Below are 23,671 nucleotides of genomic sequence, written 5' to 3'. Positions count from 1 at the left end.
TCTATTTACTTCCTCTAAACTTACAGTATTTCGCATCAACATTACCCTTAATTAATTCCATGAGCGTTTCTTTCTGCTCTCCCATCTGGGATTTCGGAAGGATATATCCTGTTACTTTTGAGAAATAAATAATAATCAGACTTTTAGTTTCCACTACTTTAAAGGTATCAGCCCAAACTAATTCAGCTTGTTCCTCATTTTGTTTAACAACAATACCCGTCTCACTAAATTCATATTCCAGTGGAATTTTGAACATAGGGTTCAAACATACTTGTTGTTTTGCCTTTAATCGTAGTTGAATTGGATTTATTATAGTGAATAATGACGCTATTAATAATAACAATACGCTTTGATACGCATCTGAGTCTTTAAGTCCTATAAAGAAAAATACCAATGCCACTAGACTAATTCCTACACCGATTAATCCAGATATACTAGTATACGCATGTCTTAATAAAAATTCATACATATCTGATACTTTTAGTTCAATCTTTAAATTTACCTTTTTATCCATTTGCAAGTTGCCGCCTTTCGTAATCATAGACTTGTATTTCTATTTGTATTATAGCAGATACTAGCAAAAAGACAACGGTTAATCCACTAAATCCTGTTGCTGTTCATACAAATCGTTCACGATAACTAAATCCTGTTTCTAAGTGGTTTATGGATATAGTAACTTACGACTCCAAGAACAATCCCCTTTACAAAATTAAATGGTGTAATACCAAATAATACAACTGTTGCTAAGTCTTTAATTGCTGGTACCATCTTTGATGATACGGCAACTACTGTACCCATTCCGCCGAACATTGTTGCATAGAGCGGAATCATTATAAAGTAGTTTACCAATGCCCCTACCAATACCATTGATACTGTTGCTGCTCCAAACGAAACAAAAGCACGTTTTTTCCCTTTTAGTTTTCTAAATAACATACATGCTGGTATCACAAACGCTGAACCAATTACAAAGTTTGCAAATTCACCAACACATCCTGTTGTTGTTGCTGTAACTGCTTTAATTAAGTTCTTAATTAATTCAATGACAACACCTACTGCTGGCCCGTAGAATATACCTCCGACAACCGCTGGCACATCGCTAAACTCCAACTCAAGAAAACCTATAAACTTGAACGGCAAATGAATTAACATCAATACATATGCAAGCGCAGATAAAAATGCTATCATTACAAGATTTTTTGTTGAAAATAATTCTTTTGTTGCTGAAGACATTCCCGTCTTCAATTGATTTGTTCTTTCTGTCATAGTAACCTCTCCTTTTTTTGCTTTGGGGCACTTTTCTATGAATAAAAAAAGCCCCGAATGGTTCCATTCAGGGCATATACATCAGTAATTATTAATAATAACTTTATTATGTTAAAAATCTCTTTCAACATAACTCCATTGCTATCCTATTAATAATCTCTAATTTTCTCTTCTCTCATCCAGACTATACTGTCGGTTTTGGAATTGCACCAAATCAGCCACATTACGTAGCTCACGGACTTTAACCGCCGATCGGGAATTTCACCCTGCCCCGAAGAACTATTCTATTTTCGTTCTTTGTAACATTTTGTTACTTAAATCAACAATGGATTTTAGATTGCAATCAACATTATTAATCTACTAAGATTATATTATACATTTTCTTTTGTTTTGTCAATATCGCCTTGAGTTACATCTTCATAGTTAACTGAATTCGTTTCTTTGCCAAATCTACAGACATAACTTTAACATCAACGATATCTCCAACACTTACAACATCAAGTGGATGTTTTACAAACTTCTTATCTGTTAATTGTGAAATATGAACAAGTCCATCTTGATGAACTCCGATATCAACAAACGCACCAAAATCAATAACATTTCTTACTGTGCCTTTCAAAACCATATCTGGCATTAAATCTTCCATCGCTAATACATCAGTACGAAGAATTGGCTTTGGCATCTCTTCTCTAGGGTCTCTTGCCGGTTTCTCTAATTCCTTCACAATATCTTCTAATGTAATTGTTCCGATTCCTAATTCATCTGCAATTTTCGTTTTATCTACAATCTTACTACTAAGTCTTGATAATACTGGTTTTCCTGTCTCATCTTTTCTTGCAATATCTTCTAATGTATATCCAAGCATTTTTAATAATGATTTTGCTGCATCATATGTCTCCGGATGTACACTTGTCGCATCTAATGGATTATCTCCTTCTGCTATTCTCATAAATCCAGCACATTGCTCATATGCCTTTGGCCCAAGTTTTGCAACTTTTAGTAGTTGTTTACGATTTACAAACATTCCGTTTTCTTCTCGGTAAGCAACAATATTCTTTGCTATCACTTTTGTAATACCAGATATATATTCAAGCAAAGAGGCACTTGCTGTATTAAGGTCTACCCCTACTTTATTAACACTACCCTCTACAACACCTGATAACGCTTCGCCAAGCTTCTTCTGGTTCATATCATGTTGATATTGCCCTACACCGATTGCTTTTGGTTCAATCTTAACAAGTTCCGCAAGTGGATCTTGAAGTCTTCTTGCAATGGATGCTGCACTTCTTTGACCTACATCAAAGTTAGGAAACTCTTCTGTTGCTAATTTACTTGCAGAATAAACACTTGCTCCTGCTTCATTTACAATAATATATTGAACTGGACGGTTCATCTCTTTAATCATTTCTGATACAATCAATTCTGATTCTCTTGAGGCTGTTCCGTTACCAATTGAAATTAATGTAATATTATATTTCTCTATTAATGCTTTTACTACTTTCTTCGCCTCTTCCACTTTGTTTTGAGGCGCTGTTGGATATATAACTGTTGTATCTAATACTTTTCCTGTTTGGTCCACTACTGCTAACTTACAGCCTGTACGAAATGCCGGGTCCCAACCAAGTACATTTTGTCCCACAATTGGAGGTTGCATAAGAAGTTGCTCCAAGTTCTTTCCAAATACTCGAATTGCTCCATCTTCCGCTTTTTCTGTTAACTCATTACGAACTTCTCTTTCAATTGCAGGTGCAATTAAGCGATTATAACTATCTTCCACTACTTTTATTAGTATATTCGTTGTATAGGCATTATCTTTATTGATAACTTGCTTCTCAAGATATCTTAAAATCTTTTCTACTGGTGCATTTACTTTCACCGTTAATATCTTTTCTGCTTCTCCACGATTTAGTGCAAGTACTCGATGCCCAGCAATCTTTGCTATTGTTTCTTCAAAGTTATAATACATCTCATATACAGACTCAGTCTTTTCATCTTTGGCTACCGATGTAATCGTTCCTTCTTGCATTGTAGCTTTACGAATATAGATACGATAGTTTGCTTCGTCCGAAATGCTTTCTGCTATAATGTCCATCGCACCAGCAATTGCATCTTCTACCGTAAGTACCTCTTTCTCCTCAGACAAGAAAGCTACAGCCTCTTCTTCAACCGATTTAGTTAACATCTGCATCATAATTAGATTTGCAAGTGGTTCTAGCCCCTTTTCCTTTGCAATGGTTGCTCTTGTTCTTCTCTTTGGTCTGTAAGGGCGATACAAATCTTCTACGACCACCAAGGTAGCTGCACCTAGAATCTGCTTCTTTAATTCTTCTGTAAGTTTTCCTTGCTCTTCTATACTAGCAAGTACAGATGCCTTTTTATCTTCAAGATTACGTAGATATAACAAACGTTCGTGTAAATTACGCAATACTTCATCATTTAACGACCCTGTTACTTCCTTACGGTATCTCGCAATAAACGGAATGGTATTACCTTCATCAATCAACTTAACCGTAGCTTCTACCTGCTCCAGTTTGATTCCCAATTCATCTTTTAACTGTTTCAATATATCCATGTATACAAACTCCTTTACGACTTTCTTATAAATTCTTCTTTACATATCGGGCAAGTAATACAAATCTTCCCTTTTCCTTTTGGAACACGTACAGTCTTTCCGCACTTTGGACATTTATATAATCGATGTGCCTTATCTTTGCTACGTTCTGCTTTCTTCTTGAATGTATTACGAATTGGATTCCAAAAGTTCAAAAACTTCTGGTTCTCCTCATATCTTTTTCTTATATTTCTTGAAAATATTCTAAGATAGCAAAGTATCATTGGAATTATTGCCAATGTTGAAAACACATGCACTTTTGGAAAAATTCCCACTATTGTTAGTATAACCGAAATTACAAGAAGTGCAATAGATAATTGATCCACTCCATACCTACCATTCATAACTTTTCTTAACCAATTCATACCAATCTCCTCACTTTCTAGTGCTTTTAATTTGAAGTTACTAGAAATAATAATGCTAAATTAGCAAAAATACAATTAAATAACTATTAAAAAAATATGTAAATAGTCTTTCTCGTGAATCAAAAACCTGCCACAAGATGTATATTTCTACTACATCTTTGGCAGGTTGTTTTATCTATTATCTAGTTATTATAATCCTAATGTGAATGCTTCATGAACTGCATTTGCTGCAACTTCTACTGATTTATCATCAATTAATACTGTTACACGGATTTCTGATGTTGCAATCATCTTAATGTTTACTTGTACTCCGTATAATGCTTCAAACATCTTCGCTGCTACACCTGGGTTTGACATCATACCAGCACCAACGATTGATACTTTTGCTACGTTTCTTTCAACGTCTAATGATTGACATTTTAAGCTTCCTTCGCTATGTCTCTTGATAATTTCAACTGCTTCATCTACAGAATCTTCTGTTACTGTGAAACTGATATCCTTTGTTCCTTCACGTCCGATTGATTGAAGAATAATATCTACATTGATATTGTGATTTGCTAAATGATTGAATAATTTGAATGCTACACCTGGTGTATCTTGTAATCCTACTACCGAAATACGTGCTACATTTCTATCTGTTGCTACTCCACTTACTAACATTTTTTCCATTTTAACTTCCTCCTTAACAACCGTTCCTTCTGATGTATTTAAACTTGAACGCACTATTAGTGGCACTCCATATTTCTTAGCCATTTCTACTGATCTGTTATGTAGAACTCCAGCTCCTAATGTTGCTAGGTCCAACATCTCATCATAAGTGATTTCATCAAGTTTCTTTGCAGTTTTTACAATTCTTGGATCTGCTGTATATACACCATCTACATCTGTGTAGATTTCACATGCATCTGCATGTAATGCTGCTGCAAGAGCAACTGCAGTTGTATCAGAACCGCCTCTTCCAAGTGTAGTGTAATCATCATATTGATTTACACCTTGGAAACCTGTAATAACAACGATTTTATTTTCTTCAAGCTCATGCTTAATTCTTTCTGTATCCATACGTTTTAATCTTGAATTACCGTATACAGAAGTTGTGTGCATCGCTACTTGGAATGCATTCAATGAAACGGCTGGAACTCCTAATGAATTCATAGCCATAGCCATAAGTGCTACAGAAGTTTGCTCACCAGTTGTTAGCAACATATCCAACTCTCTTTTAGATGCCTTTGGATTAATATCTTTAGCCATATCTAAAAGTACATCTGTCTGTTTACCCATTGCAGATAATACAACAACTACTTGATTGCCTTTTTGATACTCATCAACACATCTTCTTGCAACATTAAAGATTCTCTCTTTGTCCGCTACAGATGTTCCGCCAAATTTTTTTACTATTAGCATAACTGCCTCCTATTATTATAAACATATATTTAGAATGATTATTCCTGCTCACCTGTCAGTAATTTATTAATCATCTTATATCCTTCTTCTACATAGTTTCCACTATCTTTTGCTTCTCTTTCGTTATAATGCCATGTAGCTGCCTTATCAGCAGTACTGTCATACAAAATGTATGGAACAGGGTCACTTGTATGTGTTCTACAACGAATTGGTGTAGGATGATCTGGCATAATAAGCATTCTGTACGGCTCATTTGTCGCATCCATTTCATCTTTGATAATTTTAATTACTCTTTGATCTAAAGCTTCAATTGCTGTGATTTTGTTCGTAGTACTTCCTTGGTGTCCCATTTCATCTGGAGCTTCTACATGAACGTATACGAAATCACAACCGTCTTCCATCAATACTTTTACTGCTGCATGAGCTTTGCCTTCGTAGTTCGTATGCAATGTACCATCTGCACCTTCTACTTCAACATTCACCATACTTGCTCCAACAGCGATTCCTTTTAATAAATCTACTGCAGAAATCATAGCTCCCTTTTTACCTGTCTTTTCTTCAAAGGAATCAAGTGCTGGTCTAGTTCCTGCACCCCAGAACCAAATTGAATTTGCTTTATTCAAGCCTTTTTTAGCTCTTTCAACATTTAATGGATGGTTATTTAAGATGTCATAACTTTTCTTCATCATTTCTTTTAGTTTTTCATCTTTTGGTAAATACTCACCAATTACTCTAGTAAGAATATCGTGAGGTGGTGTTAAATCTACAACCTCTCCTTTATCCCATATTGTTAGATGTCTATAACTTGTTCCTACATAGTATTTGTAGATATCTGTTTCTAATTCCGCACGAACAGCTTCTAGTAGAACTGTTGCGTCTTCTGTAGATATCTCACTTGAACTATGATCAATAATTGTCTTTTCTTCATAAGGAAGGTCGTCTTCTGAAACAGTTACAATATTGCAACGTAATGCAATATCTGTTGTGTTCATATCCACACCAATGCTTAATGCTTCTAGTGGCGAACGTCCTGTATAATATTTCTTAGGATAGTATCCAAGCACAGCAAGGTTCGCTGTATCACTTCCTGGATTCATACCTTCTGGTATTGTTTTTGCTAAACCAATTTCTGATTTTACTGCTAATTCATCCATCATTGGTGTTTTTGCATATTCAAGTGGCGTTTTCATTCCCAACTCTTCAATTGGTTCGTCAGCCATTCCATCTCCTAGCACTACGATATACTTCATGTTCTTCTTCCTTTCTTAGAAATCAACACGAATTCTGTTAATCATATTCGTCAACTCTGTTTGTTTCTCAGCAAATTCACCTTCAGTAATCTTGTTTGTGATAAATGCATATTCACCAGCTACCACTTCTTCTACATCTGTAACTTCTCCGAAAAGTGCATTTACTTTCGCGATATTGCTATTCTTATCTCCAGATAGACGAACAAAGAATTTACGTTCTGCTTGTTTAATATCTGATAATTCTAATTTTTTGCTACTCCATATAGTCATTATATTCGTTCCAAAATGTTTTGCTGCATCTACGATATCTGCAACTACTGCACTTGCTGTAGGTAATTTACCAGCTCCACGACCATAGAACATGACATCACCAAGTACATTACCACTTACAAAGATTCCATTGAATACATCGTTTACACCTGATAATGGATGTTCTTCACTAACCATCATTGGCGCAACCATAGCAAACACCTCATCATTTACTTTCTTACTTGTTCCAAATAATTTAATACTTGCATTTAATGCTTTCGCATACTTCATATCTACATCAGTAATTTTAGTAATTCCTTCTGTATAAACATCTTCATAATCCACTTGCATACCAAACGCTAACGATGATAAAATCGCAATTTTTCTACATGCATCATATCCTTCTACGTCTGCTTCTGGATTACGTTCTGCATATCCTTTTTCTTGTGCATCCTTTAATACTTCATCAAATGCAAGACCTTCTTTACTCATCTTTGTTAAGATGTAGTTTGTTGTCCCGTTAAGGATTCCTGTAATTTCTTCGATTTCATCTGCTGTTAATGATTGATTTAATGGACGGATAATTGGGATTCCGCCACCAACACTTGCTTCAAATAAGAAGTTAATATTCTTGCTCTTTGCAAGTTCCAATAATTCAGCACCATGTTTTGCTACTAATTCTTTATTAGAAGTACATACGCTCTTACCTGCTTGTAATGCTTTCTTAACAAAAGTGTAAGCTGGTTCTACCCCACCCATTACTTCCGCTATAATTTGCACATCTGGATCATTTAAAATAACATCGTAATCATGAACGATTTTTTCTTGAATTGGGTCTTCTGGGAAATCTCTTAAGTCTAATACGTATTTAACGTTAATTTCACTTCCTGCTTTTTTATTAATGCTCTCTTGATTTGTATTCAATACCTCTATAACACCTGAACCTACTGTTCCATAACCTAACACACCTATATTTATCATATTGTCACTCCCTAGCTAATATTTTTAAATAATGAATTCCATCTAACTCTTCAACTGCATCAATCAATACAGATAAACTTACGCTTGATGGAAGAACTTCCACACTAATTGTAACCATCGCAATCCCATTAACCGGAATACTCTGGTGTATTGTCAATATATTTGCTCCATTCTCCGCAACAAGATTTAAAACTCGTGACAATAGCCCCGGTTCATCATCCATTTGTAGCATAAATGTAATTGTTTTACCTCTGGAATTATCATGAAACGGAAAGATATCGTCTTTATATTTATAAAACGAACTTCGACTTATTCCAACTGCATCGGTTGCCTCTTGGACAGTAATAGCCTTTTCTGAATCCAGTAAATGTTTTGCTTCAACCACTTTGAGAAGTACTTCAGGAACGGCTTTTTTCTTTACAATAAAGTATTTATCCTCTTTTAACTTATTATTCATAACTGCTCCTACTCACCTACTTTAGTGTTTGCATAGGAAATACACTTGTTTTTCCTAGAAAGATATTAACACACTTCATTTCTGAATGCAACCTTTTTATAAATATTCTCCGAAATGCATAAAAAAAGATGAGTTTCTGATATATATTCTCGCAAGCGACCAAAATCTACATCAAAACCCCATCTTTATTTATTTTATTAGACTATTCTTGCACTTCTGCCATAATTTTTTCAACTGCACCTTTTTCTGCTTCACTTAATATTCCATCTAAGTTTAACAATACAACTAAACGTTTATTCACATCTGCTACATAATCAATATATGCAGTTTGCTCTGTACGAATAATCGTAGGTGTTTTGTGAATTGCCTCTTCTTTTATCTCAACAATTTCACTTACAGCGTCTACTTCATATGCCATCATGACATCGTTTGATTTTGTAACAATCAATTTTGTATTGTCATCTATAGCCTTTTTAGGAAGTCCAAATTTCCTTCTTAAACTATATACCGGAATAACATCTCCTCTAAGATTAATAATTCCTTCTATAAACGTTGGTGCATTTGGTATTGGCACAATGTTCATATGTTTTTCAATTGCTTTAACATAAAGAATGCCTATTCCAAACTCTTCATCTCCTAGTTTAAATATAACCTGCTTCGAGTTATCCATACTTACTCCTCCTTATTTTTTTCCATACTTATCCATTTCAAGTATGCATTAATAAAAGGATCAATATTTCCATCAAGTACGCTAATCGCGTTACCTATTTCTTCATTTGTTCTATGATCCTTTACCATCGTATACGGTTGCATTACATAGGAACGAATCTGACTTCCCCAGCCAATTTCTTTCTGTTCCCCACGAATACCAGATTCCTTTTCCATATTCTCTTGCTGTCTTAACAGATAGAGCTTCGCCTTTAACATCTGCATCGCTTTATCTTTGTTTTGAAATTGTGATCGTTCATTCTGACACTGTACTACAATACCAGATGGCATATGCGTAATACGAATCGCTGATGATGTTTTGTTTATATGTTGTCCACCAGCACCACTTGCACGATATGTATCAATTCTGATATCATCATCCTTGATCTCTATATCAATGTCTTCTTCTATGTCTGGCATTACATCACACGAAACAAACGATGTTTGGCGTTTTCCTGCCGCGTTAAATGGTGAAATACGTACTAAACGATGTACTCCTCTTTCTGATTTAAGGTATCCGTATGCATTTTCGCCATTTACCTGCAATGTAACTGATTTCACTCCAGCTTCTTCACCATCTAAATAGTCAAGTACTTCTGTGGTAAAGCCTTTCTTATCTGCCCATCGTTGATACATTCTAAACAACATATTAGCCCAATCGCAACTTTCTGTTCCACCCGCACCTGCATGCAAAGTAATAATTGCGTTATCTTTATCATACTCCTCTGACAACAATGTTGCAACACGTAAGTTTTCGAACTCCTGAACAAATTCCTTCATTGCTTCCTCTACTTCTGTAACCAATTCAGGGTCACTCTCTTCATACCCCATTATAATAAGAGTTTCTACGTCTTCATACGCTTGCATCAATGCATCATATGTCTCAATTGTCGATTTCAGCTCTTTTATCTCCTTCATATAATCCTGAGATGCTTTTGCATCTTCCCAGAAGGAGGACTTCTCCATAATCTCTTCTATCTCTTGGACTCTTAGCTTCTTATTTGCTAAGTCAAAGTGAATCCCCCACTTCTTTTAGTGGTTTTTCATATGTTCCTAATGTATATTTGTATTGATCTAATTCAACCACTATTTCACCTCTTTCTATTCTTTATTATCTAAAAAAGGGAGACGTTTTACATTCTCCGTCCCCTTTTTCTTTATAGTGTTAAAATATTTTAGAAATTCTTATCACAACATTGTTTGTATTTCTTTCCACTTCCGCATGGACATGGATCATTTGGTTGAACTTTCTTACCAGTACGTTTTACTGGTCCTTTTACAGAATCATCTTTGTTTGTTCCTGTAACTTTAGCTACTTCTTCTCTTTCTACATTTTGCTCAATTCTTACATGCATCAATGCACGAACTGTATCTTCAGAAATCGCTTCAATCATTTCATCAAACATTTCAAATCCCATGAATTTAAATTCTACAAGTGGATCTCTTTGACCGTATGCCTGTAAACCAATTCCTTGACGTAATTGATCCATATCATCGATATGATCCATCCATTTTCTATCAATAACCTTTAATAAGATAACACGCTCAACTTCTCTAAGCTGTTCCATTTCAGGGAATTCTGCTTCTTTTGTTTCATATAACTTAACAGCTTTTTCTTTCAGTTCTTGAATCAATGTATCTTTCTTCATTGTTTCTAAGTCTTCTTTTGATAGTTCAACTCTTTCAATTGGAATTACTGGCAATAATAGTTCGTTTAATTCTTCTAAATCCCAATCTTCTGGTAACTGGTCGTCACTGATTGAACGATTAACAAACTTCTCTACATTATCTGTAACCATCTTGTAGATAGCATCTCGCATACTTTCACCATCAAGAACTTTTCTACGTTCTTCGTAGATAATTTCTCTTTGATCATTATTAACTTGATCGTATTCAAGAAGATTCTTTCTAATTCCAAAGTTATTGTTTTCAATCTTTGTTTGTGCTTTTTCAATCGCATTTGATAACATCTTATGTTCAATCTGTTCTCCATCTGGGAAACCTAGAGAATTAAACATCGCCATTAACTTCTCTGAACCGAACAAACGCATAAGATCATCTTCAAGTGAGATAAAAAATCTTGATTCACCTGGATCACCTTGACGTCCTGCACGTCCTCTTAACTGGTTATCAATACGTCTTGATTCATGTCTTTCTGTACCGATAATTTTAAGACCACCTACAGCGGTTACACCTTCACCAAGCTTAATATCTGTACCACGACCTGCCATGTTTGTTGCAATCGTAACAACACCTGGTTGTCCAGCATCTGCAACGATTTCTGCTTCTAGTTCATGGAATTTTGCGTTCAATACTTTATGTGGAATACCCTTCTTTTTAAGAAGTTCACTAATCTCTTCTGATGATTCAATTGTAATTGTACCAACAAGCACGGGTTGTCCCTTTTGATGACTTTCGATAATCTCCTCGATTACTGCATGTAATTTTTCTTTCTTTGTTTTATATACAGCATCTTGTCTATCTATTCTGGCAACTGGAAGGTTCGTAGGCACTACAATAACGTCCATTCCATAGATATCTCTAAATTCTCTTTCCTCTGTTAAGGCTGTACCTGTCATACCTGATTTCTTCTCATATTTGTTAAAGAAGTTCTGGAATGTAATTGTTGCAAGTGTTTTACTTTCTCTCTTAACCTTAACTTTTTCTTTTGCTTCAATTGCTTGATGCAAACCGTCAGAGTAACGGCGTCCTGGCATAATACGGCCAGTGAACTCATCAACGATTAATACTTCGTCATCTTTAACAACATAATCTTTATCTCTAAACATTAAATTATGAGCACGTAACGCAAGAATGATATTATGTTGAATCTCAAGATTTTCTGGATCTGCAAGGTTTTCAATACTAAAGAATCTTTCTACTTTATGAACACCTTCTTCTGTTAAGTTTACATTCTTATCTTTTTCATTAACAACGAAGTCGCCTTCTTCTTCGATTTCTTCTTTCATGATGGCAGCCATCTTTGTTAATTCAGCACTTTCTTTTCCGCGCTCTAATTGTCTTGCTAATAAATCACATGCTTCATATAGTTTTGTAGATTTGCCACTTTGCCCTGATATGATTAATGGTGTTCTAGCTTCATCGATTAACACAGAGTCAACTTCATCGATAATTGCATAGTGTAATCCACGCATAACTAGCTGTTCTTTGTAGATTACCATGTTATCTCTCAAATAGTCAAATCCAAGTTCATTGTTTGTTGCATATGTGATATCACATGCATACGCCTCACGTCTCTCGTCATTTGTCATATTATTAAGAACTACACCAACTGACAAACCTAAGAATTGATGAATCTTACCCATCTCTTCTGCATCACGGTGTGCTAGGTAATCATTTACCGTTACAATATGAACCCCTTCACCTTTTAAGGCATTCAAATAAGCAGGTAATGTAGACACTAACGTCTTACCTTCACCTGTTTTCATTTCTGTAATTCTTCCTTGATGTAGAATTACTCCACCCATTAACTGAACAGGATAGTGTCTTAATCCTAAAACTCTTTTTGAAGCTTCACGCACTGTTGCGTATGCCTCAACTAATATATCATCAAGTGTCTCGCCTTTTTCTAATCGAGCTTTGAATTCTTTCGTTCTATTCTTTAATTGCTCATCTGAAAGTTTTTCAAGTTCAGGCTCTAACGCTTCAATTTTATCAACAATTGGATATACCCTTTTCAATTCACGATCACTATGTGTCCCAAACATTTTATTTATTAATCCCATTATTTTTCACTCCTATAATATTGGTGATATTCAAACTAATCTCTATTGTAACATTAGTCTTTGGACTATTCAACTAATTTTTTAATTGCTCCCCATTCTTTTACAGTATATATACGTATATTCTATCCCTTTTTTCCTGAAATAATAAATCAAAACCTCCTTATTTTTAAAGTCTTTGCTCCGCTTATTGCAAAGCTAAAAGAGAAGGCACTAGCAAGCGCCTTCTCCATTATCTTTATAAAAATATTATAATTAGCATTCAGGTTCAATCAAACCAAATGTATTACCTTTTCTTTTGTAAACAACATTAACTTCGTCTGTTTCAGCATTTCTGAATACGAAGAAATTATGTCCTAACAATTCCATCTGAATACAAGCTTCTTCAGCATCCATTGGTTTCACTGCAAATCTCTTTGTACGAATGATGTTAATCTCTTCATCATCATAATCTTCTTCATCATCAACAAATGCTTGATTGAAGTTAATTGCTGATTGTTTTTTCTCGATTAATTTATTCTTATATTTTCTCAATTGACGTTCAATGATTTCTTCAACTAAGTCAATTGATACATACATATCTGTACTAACTTGCTCTGCTCGAACTATATTTCCTTTCATTGGAATTGTTACTTCTATTTTTTGTCTTTCTTTCTCAACGCTTAAAGTTACATGAATTTCTGTTTCAGGAGTGAAATACCTTTCTAGTTTACCGATTTTTTCGTAAACTGCTGTTTTTAGTCCCTCTGTCACATCAATGTTTTTCCCGCTTATAATATAACGCATAATGTCCAACTCCTTTTACCTTCATTTAGAAAATGACATCTGCTGTCGTGCTTATGCCTTTCCCCTTATCTATATTAATTAGCTTTCGCTTATTAATACCAAACTTATTTTAAAAGTGTTTTCATAATTGTATAACTTGTCTTATCTAAGACTTAATATGTATTACTTATGTATGTATTATACCACAACTACAGAATATTTCAAGCGAATTCCTGGCATTTTTACATATATCTTTCAATAATGTTCAAAGTTATCTGATTTAACAAGTTAATAGTCTATAATTAAGTTAATATTCTTTGATTTGTAGACACTTTCTTCTTATTATTTGACAATAACAATGTCAAGAAGAATAATGAAAAAATTTTGTCGAATGCACTTTTTATCAAAAAAAACAAAACAAACATTCTATATTGACAGAGTTATCCCTACACAATTTTTACGTCATACACTGTGGATAATGTGGATAACTTCGTGTATAACTCAAAACCCTCATAAAATATGCCTTATTCAATGTGGATAACTTTTGAACTTAATCCACATCGAATAAATTTTCTTTTACATTTTCCACCAAGATTTCATTTTTAGTTGTGCACTTTGCTAGTATTCATAATTTATGTATTATTTTGTAGACCTAATATATTTTTTATTTCGGTTAATTGTCACATATTTTATGATATTTATTAGACAACTCAGAATGCAGGCATGTACGCAAACAAAAACAAAAAAATGGACACACATAGTATTCTATGCGCATCCATTGATTTTTATTATATAATTTTCTAATTATCTTACAATTCTTCTTGCAGTATAAGGTGTTCTGTAGTTTACAGATGAAATCTTAATACCTGATCTTGGATTACTAGCATGTACTACTTTTCCACCACCGATATAGATAGCAACATGATTAACATGTCCTGAACTACCTGCATAGAATACTAAGTCTCCTGGTTGTAAAGAACCCATATCTACTTTTGTACCTACTGTAGCTTGTGATGATGATGTTCTTGGTAAGCTATAACCAAAGCTCTTATAAACTGACATTACGAAACCTGAACAGTCTGCTCCATTTGTTAAGCTTGTACCACCATATACATATCTATTACCAACAAATTTTTGTGCATATGCTGCAATATTACTACCTGTTGCTGAGCCCTTAGGTGCTTCTGCATTAGAAGAGCTATTTGATGAATTCGAATTACTTGAGTTATTTGAACTTGAATTATTCGAATTTGATTTACTTGAATTATTTGATGAAGAGTTTGAGTTATTTGATGACTTAGAATTATTCGATGAAGAATTCTGTTGTTGCTGTCTCTTTTGCTCTTCTTGTTCTTTCTTTAACTTAGCTTCTTGCTCTAATTCTGCTTGACGAGCTTCTTCTTCTTGTTTCTTTTTCGCTTCTTCTTCTTCAACGGAGATTGCAGTTTCAAATTCTACAGTAATGTTTACAAATTCTTTTGAAACATAACCTACTACACCGTTATCTTCATCTTCATCAGAACCACCATCAATAGAAACTTTAACCCATTCGTCATATTCTTTAAGCACTACATAAGACTCATCAATTGGAATCATTGTTAATACTCTTGAGTCTGTACTTTTCTTTTCTCTAACTTTTAATGTTGTTGTATTAACTGTTGCAATTTTAGTTCCGTACTTTTCTACTAATTCTTCTGCATCAAAACCAATTGCTAAATACTCTGCATTAATATAACCTTTTACGTTACCAGATTTAATTTTAACCCATTCACCTTTTGTTTCAAGGATTGTTGCTGCACAACCTTTATATAATTTACCCAAAATTTCAGAATCTGTATTTGCTTCTTTTCTTACATTAACATATGTAGGTGCAATCGAGATACCAACATTCGCATATTCAGAGACTGGTTCTTCCTTCTCTTCTTCTTTTGCATCTTCCTTTGTTTCCTCTTTTGTATCTTCTTTTGCAGCATCATCACTTTTTGCTTCATCTGTTGAATCAGCCTTTGTATCTTCACTTACTATATTATTATCAGTTGTAACTTCTTCTCCAAGTACTTTACCTGAAAGAATATTAACAACATCACTATCCCTTACTACATTATAAGCACTAGTATTATCACCAAGTGACAATTCAATACCTGCTACACCAGTTTCGCTTGTAAACGATATTGCCTTTGAATCCAAGATAGAACTAGTACACAACACAAATGTCGCTGCTAGACAAATTGATGTACGTCTCCATACAGCCTTCTTCATTCGAAATACCTCCATAATATTAAATATCTATTGTAATTGTTACGAATTTGTTAATTAATCACTTGCTAATTATAACAAAATAGTTCGTTTTTGTCAATACTGTGTCATTCCATTATTATGCCTAATTAACAAATCCTTTACACAATTACAAATCATAATTTATCAACTTGCTCAATTTTTCTCTATTCGACAAGCTTCGAGGTGGTTTTTTTTACATTTCCTTGCTATTCTAATTCGTTCAAGTATCGTTCTACAGCTGTAATCGCATTTGCACCATCTGCTGCTGCCGTGATAATTTGCTTCAATGACTTCGTTCTTATATCGCCTGCTGCATATATTCCAGGGATATTTGTTTCGCAATTTTCATTCGCAATGATATATCCTGCTTCGTCCATTGCAACCACTTCTTTATACACATCACTGTTCGGTATATTCCCCACAGCAATAAATACACCGTCTGTCTCGACTCTTCTCTGTTCCTTTGTTTCCGTATTTGTAACTTGAATTGCTTCTACAAAATCATTTCCTTCAATCTTGTCTACAACACTATCCCAAATTATCTCTACATTCTCCATTGATATAAGTCGGTTACACAGACTCTTTGCTGCACGAAACTCATGTCTTCTATGAACCACATATACTTTTTTACAAAGACGAGCCAAAAAGATAGCATCTTCTACCGCCACATCTCCACCACCAACTACAACTGTCGTTTTGTTTCTAAAGAATGCTCCATCACAAGTTGCACAATACGAAACACCCATTCCTGAGAATTGTAACTCGCCATCAACACCCAGCTTACGATATGCTGCTCCTGTTGCTATAATAACTGCTTTTGCTTCAAACACTTCATTATTATCTAATGTAATTTTTTTTACTCCATCAACAACTTCGAACGTCATAACGTCACCTGTTATAAATTGCGCACCAAGTCCATCGCAATGCGATCTGAACTTCTCAGCCAACTCAAATCCACTAATACCTGGTAACCCTGGATAATTATCAACTTCGTATGTGTTAATAATTTGTCCCCCACTAATAGCATTCTTTTCGATAATAAGCGTATTAAACTCCGCTCTTTGTGCATAAATTCCTGCTGCCAACCCTGCTGGCCCTGAACCAATAATTATAACATCATATATCATAGTAATACCATGCCTTTCTATATTTTAGGTCAACGACGCTCTTATTAGCATCGTTGACCTATTAACAAAAAACTTATAATCCATTCTGAGCTACATATATTTCAGTCAATACCATCAGTCCTAAACAGAGGATAATACCCACCATTAAGGAAACTGTAAATATACCTCCATGCTCTTCTTCTGTAACTTCCAATCCAAGTGTCTCGTTCGAATCCTTCATACGCTCTCTTGCTTTTTTAGAAAAGATTGATTTCACATACTCCCATCTATTCGCATTCTGAGCAATTGTTTTGTACACTATATAAGCTAATACGGAAGCTATAATTGCTGATACCACATAGTATCCCATATTAGATAAAATCGTCTCTTTCGTAACTACCGTATCTGCAACACTTTCATACCCTTCCACCTTACTTCCTACCTTTTCAATCGCATCTAGCAGTTTAGGTAATAGATATGTCATAATTACAGAGTTTGCATTAATAATAAAATGCACAATCATTGTAGATACAATAGAATCCGTTGCTTCTATTAACATCGCAAACACAATTCCCATTGCAAATGCATACGAGAACTGATTAAAATTCTGATGCATTAACCCAAACAAAAATGCACTCAAGAAGATTCCTATTCTCACATTTGATTTTCGATACTCATTATAAAGTACCCCTCTAAATATAGTCTCTTCAAACACACATGGTAAAAGCGCAATTACAAACACACTAAGGAACAACATATTATTATCTACAATATCCGAAATTGCTGCTTGAATCATATTTTGTGAAAACAATAATGAAATCGCATTTATCAAGTTCATTAATGGCATTATCAAAAATGAAAAAATTATACATAACACTACATTGGATGAACTAATCTTCTTTAAGCGAATTGCGTCTTTCAGATTCATTCGCGATGCCACTATGTATAACACGGATGGCAATACTAGTATCGCCTGATTCACAAGCATCAACAAAAATGAATTATCCACAATCGTGCGTAACCCTTCTACAACATACGAAGCTAATATGCTAGCTAATACCGTACATAGAAAAACAAGCCCAACTTGCCTTTTTTTATTCATAAACCTTTGCTCCTACAGTTTTCTAATATATATATTAAGCCATTTGTTATCCAAAAATTCTTCTCTTTCATCTTTCGTTATAAATGTCTTAATAATCTCTATATTCTGATTTTCTCTACACTTATCTATTATACTGCTCAAAGTATCTTCCGTATATGCATAATAATCAATTTCACTATTAAAACCAAGAAAATCTCCATAACGGAAGGACATATACATTACCCCATTTGGTTTCAGGCAATCAATTACTTTCTGCAATATTGTCGATAATTGTTCTGGTTTTTCATGTACTAATGATGCACATGCCCATACTCCATCAAAAACTTCATCAAAATCTAGTTGTTCATATGTTAAATTCAAAACCCCTTGACCAATATGAATTTGCGCCAATTCACACATTTTCTCTGCACCATCTAAAGAAGTAACATCAAAACCTTCTTCAATAAAAAATAAGCTATCTCTCCCCGATCCACAACCAAGATCCAAAACAGCGCCTCCAATTGGTAATAATTCTATAAATTGGTTTAATTGCTCTTTCATAGTCGCATTCACTGTTTCCTCATAATATTTTGCAGCGAACCGATTATAATAGTCTATCGAGTCCAACACAACTCCTCCTTTCAGTTATCTGTATTATAACAAATCTATTTTTAGTTTGCACTATGATAATTCATTACAAAGGGGGTCTTTCTTACGAAAGCCCCCATATTTTACTTCTTCTATTATGTTATTGATTATTTACATATTCCTTAATGCGCTCAATATCTTCTGCCTCATATGCAATAATATCTAATTGATCAATTACCCCATCCGAAAAAACGCGTGCTAAAGACACGTACTGAGATAATTTAGATTTCAAATTAAGGCGATCTCCTTCTTCTGAAACTAATTCTACTTTTCCTTTACAGGAATCAATCATCTTAAAAAACTCTTCGGGATCTGATATATTCGTAATCTTCAAATTAAGTCTCCCCCTTCCACAATCTATAAACAACTAGTTCACATAACGTAATTTTTATTATTTGATAGCAATTGCTTCAATTTCGATAAGTACATCTTTTGGTAGTCTAGCGACTTCAACACATGAACGAGCTGGACAGTTTTCAGTAAAGTATCTAGCATATACTTCATTAATCTTAACAAAGTCATTCATATCTTTAATAAATACTGTAGTTTTAATTACCTTGTCCATAGTCGATCCTGACTCTTCAATAAGAATCTTTAAGTTTTTAAGAGCTTGCTCTGCTTGCTCCTCAACTGGTCCTGTAACTAAAGTTCCATCAACAGGATTGATCGGAATCATTCCAGATGTATAAATCATTCCATTAACTTCAACCGCTTGTGAGTAAGGTCCTATTGCCTGTGGCGCTTTATCTGTACTAATAATTGTTTTCATTTTGAATCCTCCTAAATTAATATCCTTATTTCTATGTTCCTATTATATACCATTATTCATAATTTTACAGTAGTAAATTAAAATTGTTTCATTCCTTCTATCAAAAACATTAAAAGAATGGTATAATATAGCTTATGAAAATTGTTACTGTTCAAGCAAAACCTTCGCAGTAACCGAAAATTAGCAAGGCTCTTTTTGTTAATCTTAATTCCTTGCAAAGCAGAAAGGCATGATTAATAATGTATAGTTTTACAAGCAGAATCCGCTATAGCGAAGTAGACATAAACAAAAAATTGGATTTAGCCGCAATTATAAATTACTTTCAAGATTGCACTACTTTCCATTCCGAAGACCTTCAAATTGGCATTGAGCATATGAGCGAGATGAACTTTTCTTGGATGTTAAGTTCTTGGCAGATTATTATAAACCGAAGTCCTGTTTATGGCGAAACTATAACTACCACTACATGGCCTTATGGTTTTGATAGTATGTTCGGTTATCGTAATTTCACTATAACAGATACCTCTAATGCTGTTTGTGCTTATGCAAATTCCATCTGGATTCTGGTAGATTTGAATACTGGACATCCTATTAAGCTTACTAATTCTATTACATCTGCATATCCACTAGAAGATGGTCTTGATATGGAGTATGCCCCTAGAAAAATCAAGCTTCCTAAAGAATCTCAAGAAGAGCAACCGATCCAAGTTGTTCGTTCCTTCCTTGATACTAACAATCATGTGAATAATGGACAATATATCAAGATAGCTGAAGAGTTTCTCCCTAAAGATTTTATTATTCATGAAATGCGCGCTGATTACCGCACATCTGCTCTTTTAGGAGACACCATCATTCCTAAGTGTTCTATTACAGACAAGGAATGCATTGTTACTCTCTGTCAACCCGACGGAAAACCTTATGCGATAATACAATTTATCGCACAATAATTTATTTAAGAAAGGATTACTATATGCATTTAGGAGAAATACAAACATTAAGAATAAACCGTTTCGTTGAATTCGGTGCCTATTTAGTAGATGTAGATAACTCTGCTAACGTTTCAAGCATGAAGAACAACGAAGTTTTACTTCCCAAAAAACAGCTTCCTGAGCAAGCAAAAGAAAACGATACTGTAGAAGTTTTCTTATACAAAGACTCTGAAGATCGTATGATTGCAACAACAACGATTCCGCCTCTTACAATCGGGAAGTTAGCACTTCTTACAGTAAAAGAAGTTGCTTCCATAGGCGCATTCCTTGATTGGGGTCTTACAAAAGATCTTTTGCTCCCGTTCAAAGAGCAAACTTCAGAGCTTCACGTTGGTGATAACATTCTTGTTTCCCTCTATATAGACAAAAGCAGCCGTTTATGTGCTACAATGAAAGTTTATGAACTTCTAGAAACAGATTCTCCATACGAGAAGAACGACAAAGTGGAAGGCATCGTCTATGAACTTAGCCGTGATTTTGGTACTTTCGTTGCAGTTGATAATAAATACTCCGCACTTATACCTAAGAATGAATTATTCACAGACTTCAAACCAGGCGACAAAATTTCTGCTCGCGTTACTAGTGTTCGAGAAGATGGAAAACTTAATCTTAGCACAAGAGAACAAACTCATATTCAACTTGACGCAGATGCCTCTATTGTTTTTGAAGCGCTTAATGCTAACAATGGTTTCTTACCTTTTAATGACAAATCTGATCCCGAAGCAATTAAAGCTACTTTTAATTTAAGCAAAAATGCTTTCAAAAGAGCAATTGGAAGACTCTTCAAGAACAAACAAATCACAATTGAAGATGATGGAATTCATCTAGTATAAAACACAAAAGACAATTTATTATCAGATTATTCCCGATAATAAATTGTCTTTTTATTGGCTTAGTTTTTCATTAACAATTCCATTGAAGCTAACAATACATCTGGTTCAATTGGTTTTGGAATTAAGAATTTTAATCCCAATCCTTTAACCTCTTTTATTGTCTCTGCATCACATATAGAACTCAACATAAGTATTCTTGGCTTTGGCTCTTCCTTTAATAAGATAGATGCAGTCTCAATTCCGTCTATACCAGGCATAACTATGTCTAGAATTATAAGATCCGGTTTCATCTCCGCAACCATCTGAATGCCATCTTCTCCATTCATCGCATGACCAATCACCTCATAATCATGCGCCTCTGTTAACTCTATTATCTGATTTGTTATAAATGGTGAATCATCTATTACCAAAACTCTTGTACTCATGGTAGTTACCTCCTTTTAAGTTACACTCTTTGCTAGTTTTTAACCTTCGTCAATTGTATAAGCAACTTTTAAAATCATTTCCCCATAATTACTTTTAAAAAAGGCACTTGTCGTAGTTTTATAATCCTCGACTACATCGCCAATCGCTACTATCCCCTCTGTAATTTCTGGAATTGAAAATCGAACTGACTGTCCTATAAAATTATTAATTCCAGAAACTGCTCGTCCACCAACGATATTAATATACTCTGTTATATACAATATCGTATCACTACGTGAACTAACTTTTCCATTGCTCATGCCGCTAACAATCTGCTTTACTAATCCTTCCGACATATAGCAATACAACACCAAGCCATATGGTGCATTCGGCTTTGTCTCAACCTTTCCCAAGATATAAGTTCCATCTAGTTCAAATGGTAACACCTCTTCAAGTTCAATATTTGACATAGAAACTGTCAACTCTTTATATTTGCTAATAAACAACTCACCAACGTCCAATGTCATCTGACCCATTAAAGCCTTCCCTCCTTGCCTATACCACTTTTTAGTTGTCTAGGAAACGCATCTTTGCTCTATCACGAGGATCTTTCTTCACTTGTGGTTCACTAACTTTCTCTTGATATAAGTTTCCTAAGTTATTTGCCATTTTATCCTTACATTTCTTACAAAAACGACCAGTTTTAATAATTTCTCCGCATGACTCGCAAGCAAGCCCTATTGGTGAATCATCAGAGAACGCTAATCTTTCTTCTCTAATCCATTTACGAATCTGTGATGCCGTTACATCATTTTCTTCTGCAACTTCATTCACTCCTGCTCCTGGATGATCATAAATATATGCTTTTACTTGAACAAATTTATCATCTAATCTCTTCAAGCAGGCTTGGCACAAAGGCATTCCCCCAATATAGTTAAACAGTTTTCCACAATCCTTGCAGTTTCTTACATCCATGTTATCCCTCCTAAAAACCTCTTCCTATACTCAAACTTAAGAAATATATCTCTTTCACTCCGACTTGCAATAGTACTTCTGCGCATGCATCTATTGTACTACCTGTCGTATATATATCGTCAATTAACATGATTTTATTAAATATTATTTCACTATAACTTGAATTTAGGGCAAATGCACCATGCAAGTTATTTGCTCTTTCTCGATTATCTAATCTCTTTTGTGCTTTTGTTTTATGAGAACGTATTAAATAATTCTCAACAACCGGAATCCCTACACTCTTGCTTATTCCTTGTGCCAGCAGATATGCTTGATTAAATCCTCTCTCTTTTAACTTGGATTTATGCAAAGGCACTGGAACTAATATATCTGGTGCAGTCTTTATTATTTCTTCTCTATAATAATTCAATAGTTCTTGAACATAATACTTGCTATATTCTCGTCTGTTATGAAATTTGAAGTTCGCAATTGATTTTTTGACCTTTTCATCATAGACCCACAATGCCATCCCTCTATTAAAATGAAAAGTCTGTCTCGTACAATCAAAGCAATATTCTTGTTCTTCCTGTTCTAATGGTTTACCACACTTCAAACACTTAGGATTTTTTATTACATGAAATGTATTGGCACATCCCATACAAACCATCTGTTGTCTTGGTGTTACAATATTCCCGCACACAGGACAACGACTCGGATACAAGTAATCTAGTATACGAATAATCTATTTCCCCCTCAAATTTTACTTAAGAATGTATCTATATTATACAACATAAAGTATGATAATGCACCATAAAA

The 23,671-nt window shown here is 34.4% G+C and carries 24 protein-coding genes and 1 riboswitch; of the genes, 2 read left to right on the top strand and 22 right to left on the bottom strand.

All coding sequences use genetic code 11. From position 1 onward, the window contains the following. Position 1: 1 nt before the first annotated feature. The 18 genes from RMR19_RS02790 to RMR19_RS02705 all read right to left on the bottom strand — a co-directional run bounded on the left by RMR19_RS02790 (position 2) and on the right by RMR19_RS02705 (position 19,674). On the bottom strand, positions 2-514 hold the full coding sequence (locus tag RMR19_RS02790; RefSeq protein WP_310601971.1) for a YcxB family protein: 513 nt from the start codon (positions 512-514) through the stop codon (positions 2-4). Between the two features lie 125 nt (positions 515-639). Continuing rightward, positions 640-1,263: an ECF transporter S component gene (locus tag RMR19_RS02785; protein WP_310601970.1), complete on the bottom strand. Its 624-nt coding sequence runs from the start codon at positions 1,261-1,263 to the stop codon at positions 640-642. A 163-nt stretch (positions 1,264-1,426) separates the two neighbouring features. Then, positions 1,427-1,546: riboswitch (FMN riboswitch) on the bottom strand. A 126-nt stretch (positions 1,547-1,672) separates the two neighbouring features. Further along, the gene (locus RMR19_RS02780) at positions 1,673-3,835 is read right to left on the bottom strand and encodes a Tex family protein (protein ID WP_310601969.1); all 2,163 of its coding nucleotides are present in this window, start codon (positions 3,833-3,835) and stop codon (positions 1,673-1,675) included. A gap of 14 nt (positions 3,836-3,849) precedes the next feature. Further along, positions 3,850-4,239, bottom strand: a complete 390-nt coding sequence (locus tag RMR19_RS02775; protein WP_310601968.1) for a hypothetical protein — start codon at positions 4,237-4,239, stop codon at positions 3,850-3,852. A gap of 189 nt (positions 4,240-4,428) precedes the next feature. Next, on the bottom strand, positions 4,429-5,640 hold the full coding sequence (locus RMR19_RS02770; protein WP_310601967.1) for an aspartate kinase: 1,212 nt from the start codon (positions 5,638-5,640) through the stop codon (positions 4,429-4,431). Between the two features lie 38 nt (positions 5,641-5,678). After that, the gene (locus RMR19_RS02765) at positions 5,679-6,890 is read right to left on the bottom strand and encodes a cofactor-independent phosphoglycerate mutase (protein WP_310601966.1); all 1,212 of its coding nucleotides are present in this window, start codon (positions 6,888-6,890) and stop codon (positions 5,679-5,681) included. Between the two features lie 15 nt (positions 6,891-6,905). Further along, complete coding sequence (locus RMR19_RS02760) at positions 6,906-8,120, bottom strand: homoserine dehydrogenase (protein WP_310601965.1); 1,215 nt, start codon at positions 8,118-8,120, stop codon at positions 6,906-6,908. A gap of 4 nt (positions 8,121-8,124) precedes the next feature. Continuing rightward, positions 8,125-8,577 (bottom strand): ACT domain-containing protein, encoded by a 453-nt coding sequence (locus RMR19_RS02755; protein ID WP_310601964.1) that lies wholly within the window; start codon positions 8,575-8,577, stop codon positions 8,125-8,127. Between the two features lie 202 nt (positions 8,578-8,779). Next, positions 8,780-9,247: a chemotaxis protein CheW gene (locus RMR19_RS02750; RefSeq protein WP_310601963.1), complete on the bottom strand. Its 468-nt coding sequence runs from the start codon at positions 9,245-9,247 to the stop codon at positions 8,780-8,782. 2 nt (positions 9,248-9,249) lie between these two features. Continuing rightward, positions 9,250-10,372 (bottom strand): peptide chain release factor 2 gene (gene prfB / locus RMR19_RS02745; RefSeq protein WP_310601962.1). Its coding sequence is split into 2 segments (ribosomal slippage): positions 9,250-10,296 and positions 10,298-10,372, totalling 1,122 coding nucleotides; the frame shifts between segments, so codons are not numbered across the junction. 88 nt (positions 10,373-10,460) lie between these two features. Next, on the bottom strand, positions 10,461-13,031 hold the full coding sequence (secA, locus tag RMR19_RS02740; RefSeq protein ID WP_310601961.1) for a preprotein translocase subunit SecA: 2,571 nt from the start codon (positions 13,029-13,031) through the stop codon (positions 10,461-10,463). Between the two features lie 252 nt (positions 13,032-13,283). Continuing rightward, positions 13,284-13,814 carry a ribosome hibernation-promoting factor, HPF/YfiA family gene (gene hpf / locus RMR19_RS02735; RefSeq protein WP_310601960.1) on the bottom strand — a complete coding sequence of 177 codons (531 nt, stop codon included), beginning with the start codon at positions 13,812-13,814 and terminating at the stop codon, positions 13,284-13,286. A gap of 783 nt (positions 13,815-14,597) precedes the next feature. Then, positions 14,598-16,052, bottom strand: coding sequence for a C40 family peptidase (locus RMR19_RS02730; protein ID WP_310601959.1), 1,455 nt, complete (start codon positions 16,050-16,052; stop codon positions 14,598-14,600). A gap of 224 nt (positions 16,053-16,276) precedes the next feature. After that, a complete protein-coding gene (gene trxB / locus RMR19_RS02725) occupies positions 16,277-17,203 on the bottom strand; it encodes a thioredoxin-disulfide reductase (RefSeq protein WP_310601980.1) in 927 nt (308 codons plus the stop codon). Positions 17,204-17,270: 67 nt separating this feature from the next. Next, positions 17,271-18,278 carry a CPBP family intramembrane glutamic endopeptidase gene (locus tag RMR19_RS02720; protein ID WP_310601958.1) on the bottom strand — a complete coding sequence of 336 codons (1,008 nt, stop codon included), beginning with the start codon at positions 18,276-18,278 and terminating at the stop codon, positions 17,271-17,273. Positions 18,279-18,290: 12 nt separating this feature from the next. Next, positions 18,291-18,887 (bottom strand): class I SAM-dependent methyltransferase, encoded by a 597-nt coding sequence (locus RMR19_RS02715; protein ID WP_310601957.1) that lies wholly within the window; start codon positions 18,885-18,887, stop codon positions 18,291-18,293. 118 nt (positions 18,888-19,005) lie between these two features. Then, positions 19,006-19,239 (bottom strand): polya polymerase, encoded by a 234-nt coding sequence (locus RMR19_RS02710; protein ID WP_310601956.1) that lies wholly within the window; start codon positions 19,237-19,239, stop codon positions 19,006-19,008. A 57-nt stretch (positions 19,240-19,296) separates the two neighbouring features. Then, on the bottom strand, positions 19,297-19,674 hold the full coding sequence (locus RMR19_RS02705) for a RidA family protein (protein WP_310601955.1): 378 nt from the start codon (positions 19,672-19,674) through the stop codon (positions 19,297-19,299). Between the two features lie 239 nt (positions 19,675-19,913). Between RMR19_RS02705 and RMR19_RS02700 the strand changes: the two genes are divergently transcribed. Together RMR19_RS02700 and RMR19_RS02695 are read left to right on the top strand one after the other, a co-directional pair. Then, complete coding sequence (locus RMR19_RS02700; RefSeq protein WP_310601954.1) at positions 19,914-20,621, top strand: acyl-[acyl-carrier-protein] thioesterase; 708 nt, start codon at positions 19,914-19,916, stop codon at positions 20,619-20,621. 23 nt (positions 20,622-20,644) lie between these two features. Beyond that, positions 20,645-21,496, top strand: coding sequence for a CvfB family protein (locus RMR19_RS02695; RefSeq protein WP_310601953.1), 852 nt, complete (start codon positions 20,645-20,647; stop codon positions 21,494-21,496). A 59-nt stretch (positions 21,497-21,555) separates the two neighbouring features. On the opposite strand, the gene RMR19_RS02690 is transcribed toward RMR19_RS02695, so the two are convergent. Genes RMR19_RS02690 through RMR19_RS02675 form a run of 4 tightly spaced genes read right to left on the bottom strand, consistent with a single transcriptional unit; the run spans position 21,556 to position 23,576 of the window. Continuing rightward, positions 21,556-21,921 (bottom strand): response regulator, encoded by a 366-nt coding sequence (locus RMR19_RS02690; RefSeq protein ID WP_310601952.1) that lies wholly within the window; start codon positions 21,919-21,921, stop codon positions 21,556-21,558. 39 nt (positions 21,922-21,960) lie between these two features. Next, a complete protein-coding gene (locus RMR19_RS02685) occupies positions 21,961-22,437 on the bottom strand; it encodes a hypothetical protein (protein ID WP_310601951.1) in 477 nt (158 codons plus the stop codon). Positions 22,438-22,468: 31 nt separating this feature from the next. Continuing rightward, positions 22,469-22,876, bottom strand: a complete 408-nt coding sequence (locus RMR19_RS02680; protein WP_310601950.1) for a flagellar protein — start codon at positions 22,874-22,876, stop codon at positions 22,469-22,471. Positions 22,877-22,886: 10 nt separating this feature from the next. Beyond that, on the bottom strand, positions 22,887-23,576 hold the full coding sequence (locus RMR19_RS02675) for a ComF family protein (protein ID WP_310601949.1): 690 nt from the start codon (positions 23,574-23,576) through the stop codon (positions 22,887-22,889). Positions 23,577-23,671: the final 95 nt, after the last annotated feature.

The organism is Anaerosporobacter sp., from assembly GCF_031551385.1.
GTDB lineage: Bacteria > Bacillota > Clostridia > Lachnospirales > Lachnospiraceae > Anaerosporobacter.
The sequence above is the reverse complement of the archived record's forward strand: the minus strand, read 5'-3'. Positions and strand labels throughout refer to the sequence as shown.

Coding starts and splice junctions, on each gene's coding strand:
- RMR19_RS02680 (WP_310601950.1), bottom strand. CDS start 22,876: ATGGATGTAAGAAACTGCAAGGATTGTGGAAAACTGTTTAACTATATT.
- RMR19_RS02780 (WP_310601969.1), bottom strand. CDS start 3,835: ATGGATATATTGAAACAGTTAAAAGATGAATTGGGAATCAAACTGGAG.
- RMR19_RS02790 (WP_310601971.1), bottom strand. CDS start 514: ATGGATAAAAAGGTAAATTTAAAGATTGAACTAAAAGTATCAGATATG.
- RMR19_RS02755 (WP_310601964.1), bottom strand. CDS start 8,577: ATGAATAATAAGTTAAAAGAGGATAAATACTTTATTGTAAAGAAAAAA.
- RMR19_RS02775 (WP_310601968.1), bottom strand. CDS start 4,239: ATGAATTGGTTAAGAAAAGTTATGAATGGTAGGTATGGAGTGGATCAA.
- RMR19_RS02695 (WP_310601953.1), top strand. CDS start 20,645: ATGCATTTAGGAGAAATACAAACATTAAGAATAAACCGTTTCGTTGAA.
- RMR19_RS02760 (WP_310601965.1), bottom strand. CDS start 8,120: ATGATAAATATAGGTGTGTTAGGTTATGGAACAGTAGGTTCAGGTGTT.
- RMR19_RS02730 (WP_310601959.1), bottom strand. CDS start 16,052: ATGAAGAAGGCTGTATGGAGACGTACATCAATTTGTCTAGCAGCGACA.
- secA (WP_310601961.1), bottom strand. CDS start 13,031: ATGGGATTAATAAATAAAATGTTTGGGACACATAGTGATCGTGAATTG.
- RMR19_RS02685 (WP_310601951.1), bottom strand. CDS start 22,437: ATGGGTCAGATGACATTGGACGTTGGTGAGTTGTTTATTAGCAAATAT.
- RMR19_RS02785 (WP_310601970.1), bottom strand. CDS start 1,263: ATGACAGAAAGAACAAATCAATTGAAGACGGGAATGTCTTCAGCAACA.
- RMR19_RS02720 (WP_310601958.1), bottom strand. CDS start 18,278: ATGAATAAAAAAAGGCAAGTTGGGCTTGTTTTTCTATGTACGGTATTA.
- RMR19_RS02690 (WP_310601952.1), bottom strand. CDS start 21,921: ATGAGTACAAGAGTTTTGGTAATAGATGATTCACCATTTATAACAAAT.
- RMR19_RS02750 (WP_310601963.1), bottom strand. CDS start 9,247: ATGGATAACTCGAAGCAGGTTATATTTAAACTAGGAGATGAAGAGTTT.
- RMR19_RS02700 (WP_310601954.1), top strand. CDS start 19,914: ATGTATAGTTTTACAAGCAGAATCCGCTATAGCGAAGTAGACATAAAC.
- RMR19_RS02770 (WP_310601967.1), bottom strand. CDS start 5,640: ATGCTAATAGTAAAAAAATTTGGCGGAACATCTGTAGCGGACAAAGAG.
- hpf (WP_310601960.1), bottom strand. CDS start 13,814: ATGCGTTATATTATAAGCGGGAAAAACATTGATGTGACAGAGGGACTA.
- RMR19_RS02765 (WP_310601966.1), bottom strand. CDS start 6,890: ATGAAGTATATCGTAGTGCTAGGAGATGGAATGGCTGACGAACCAATT.
- RMR19_RS02705 (WP_310601955.1), bottom strand. CDS start 19,674: ATGAAAACAATTATTAGTACAGATAAAGCGCCACAGGCAATAGGACCT.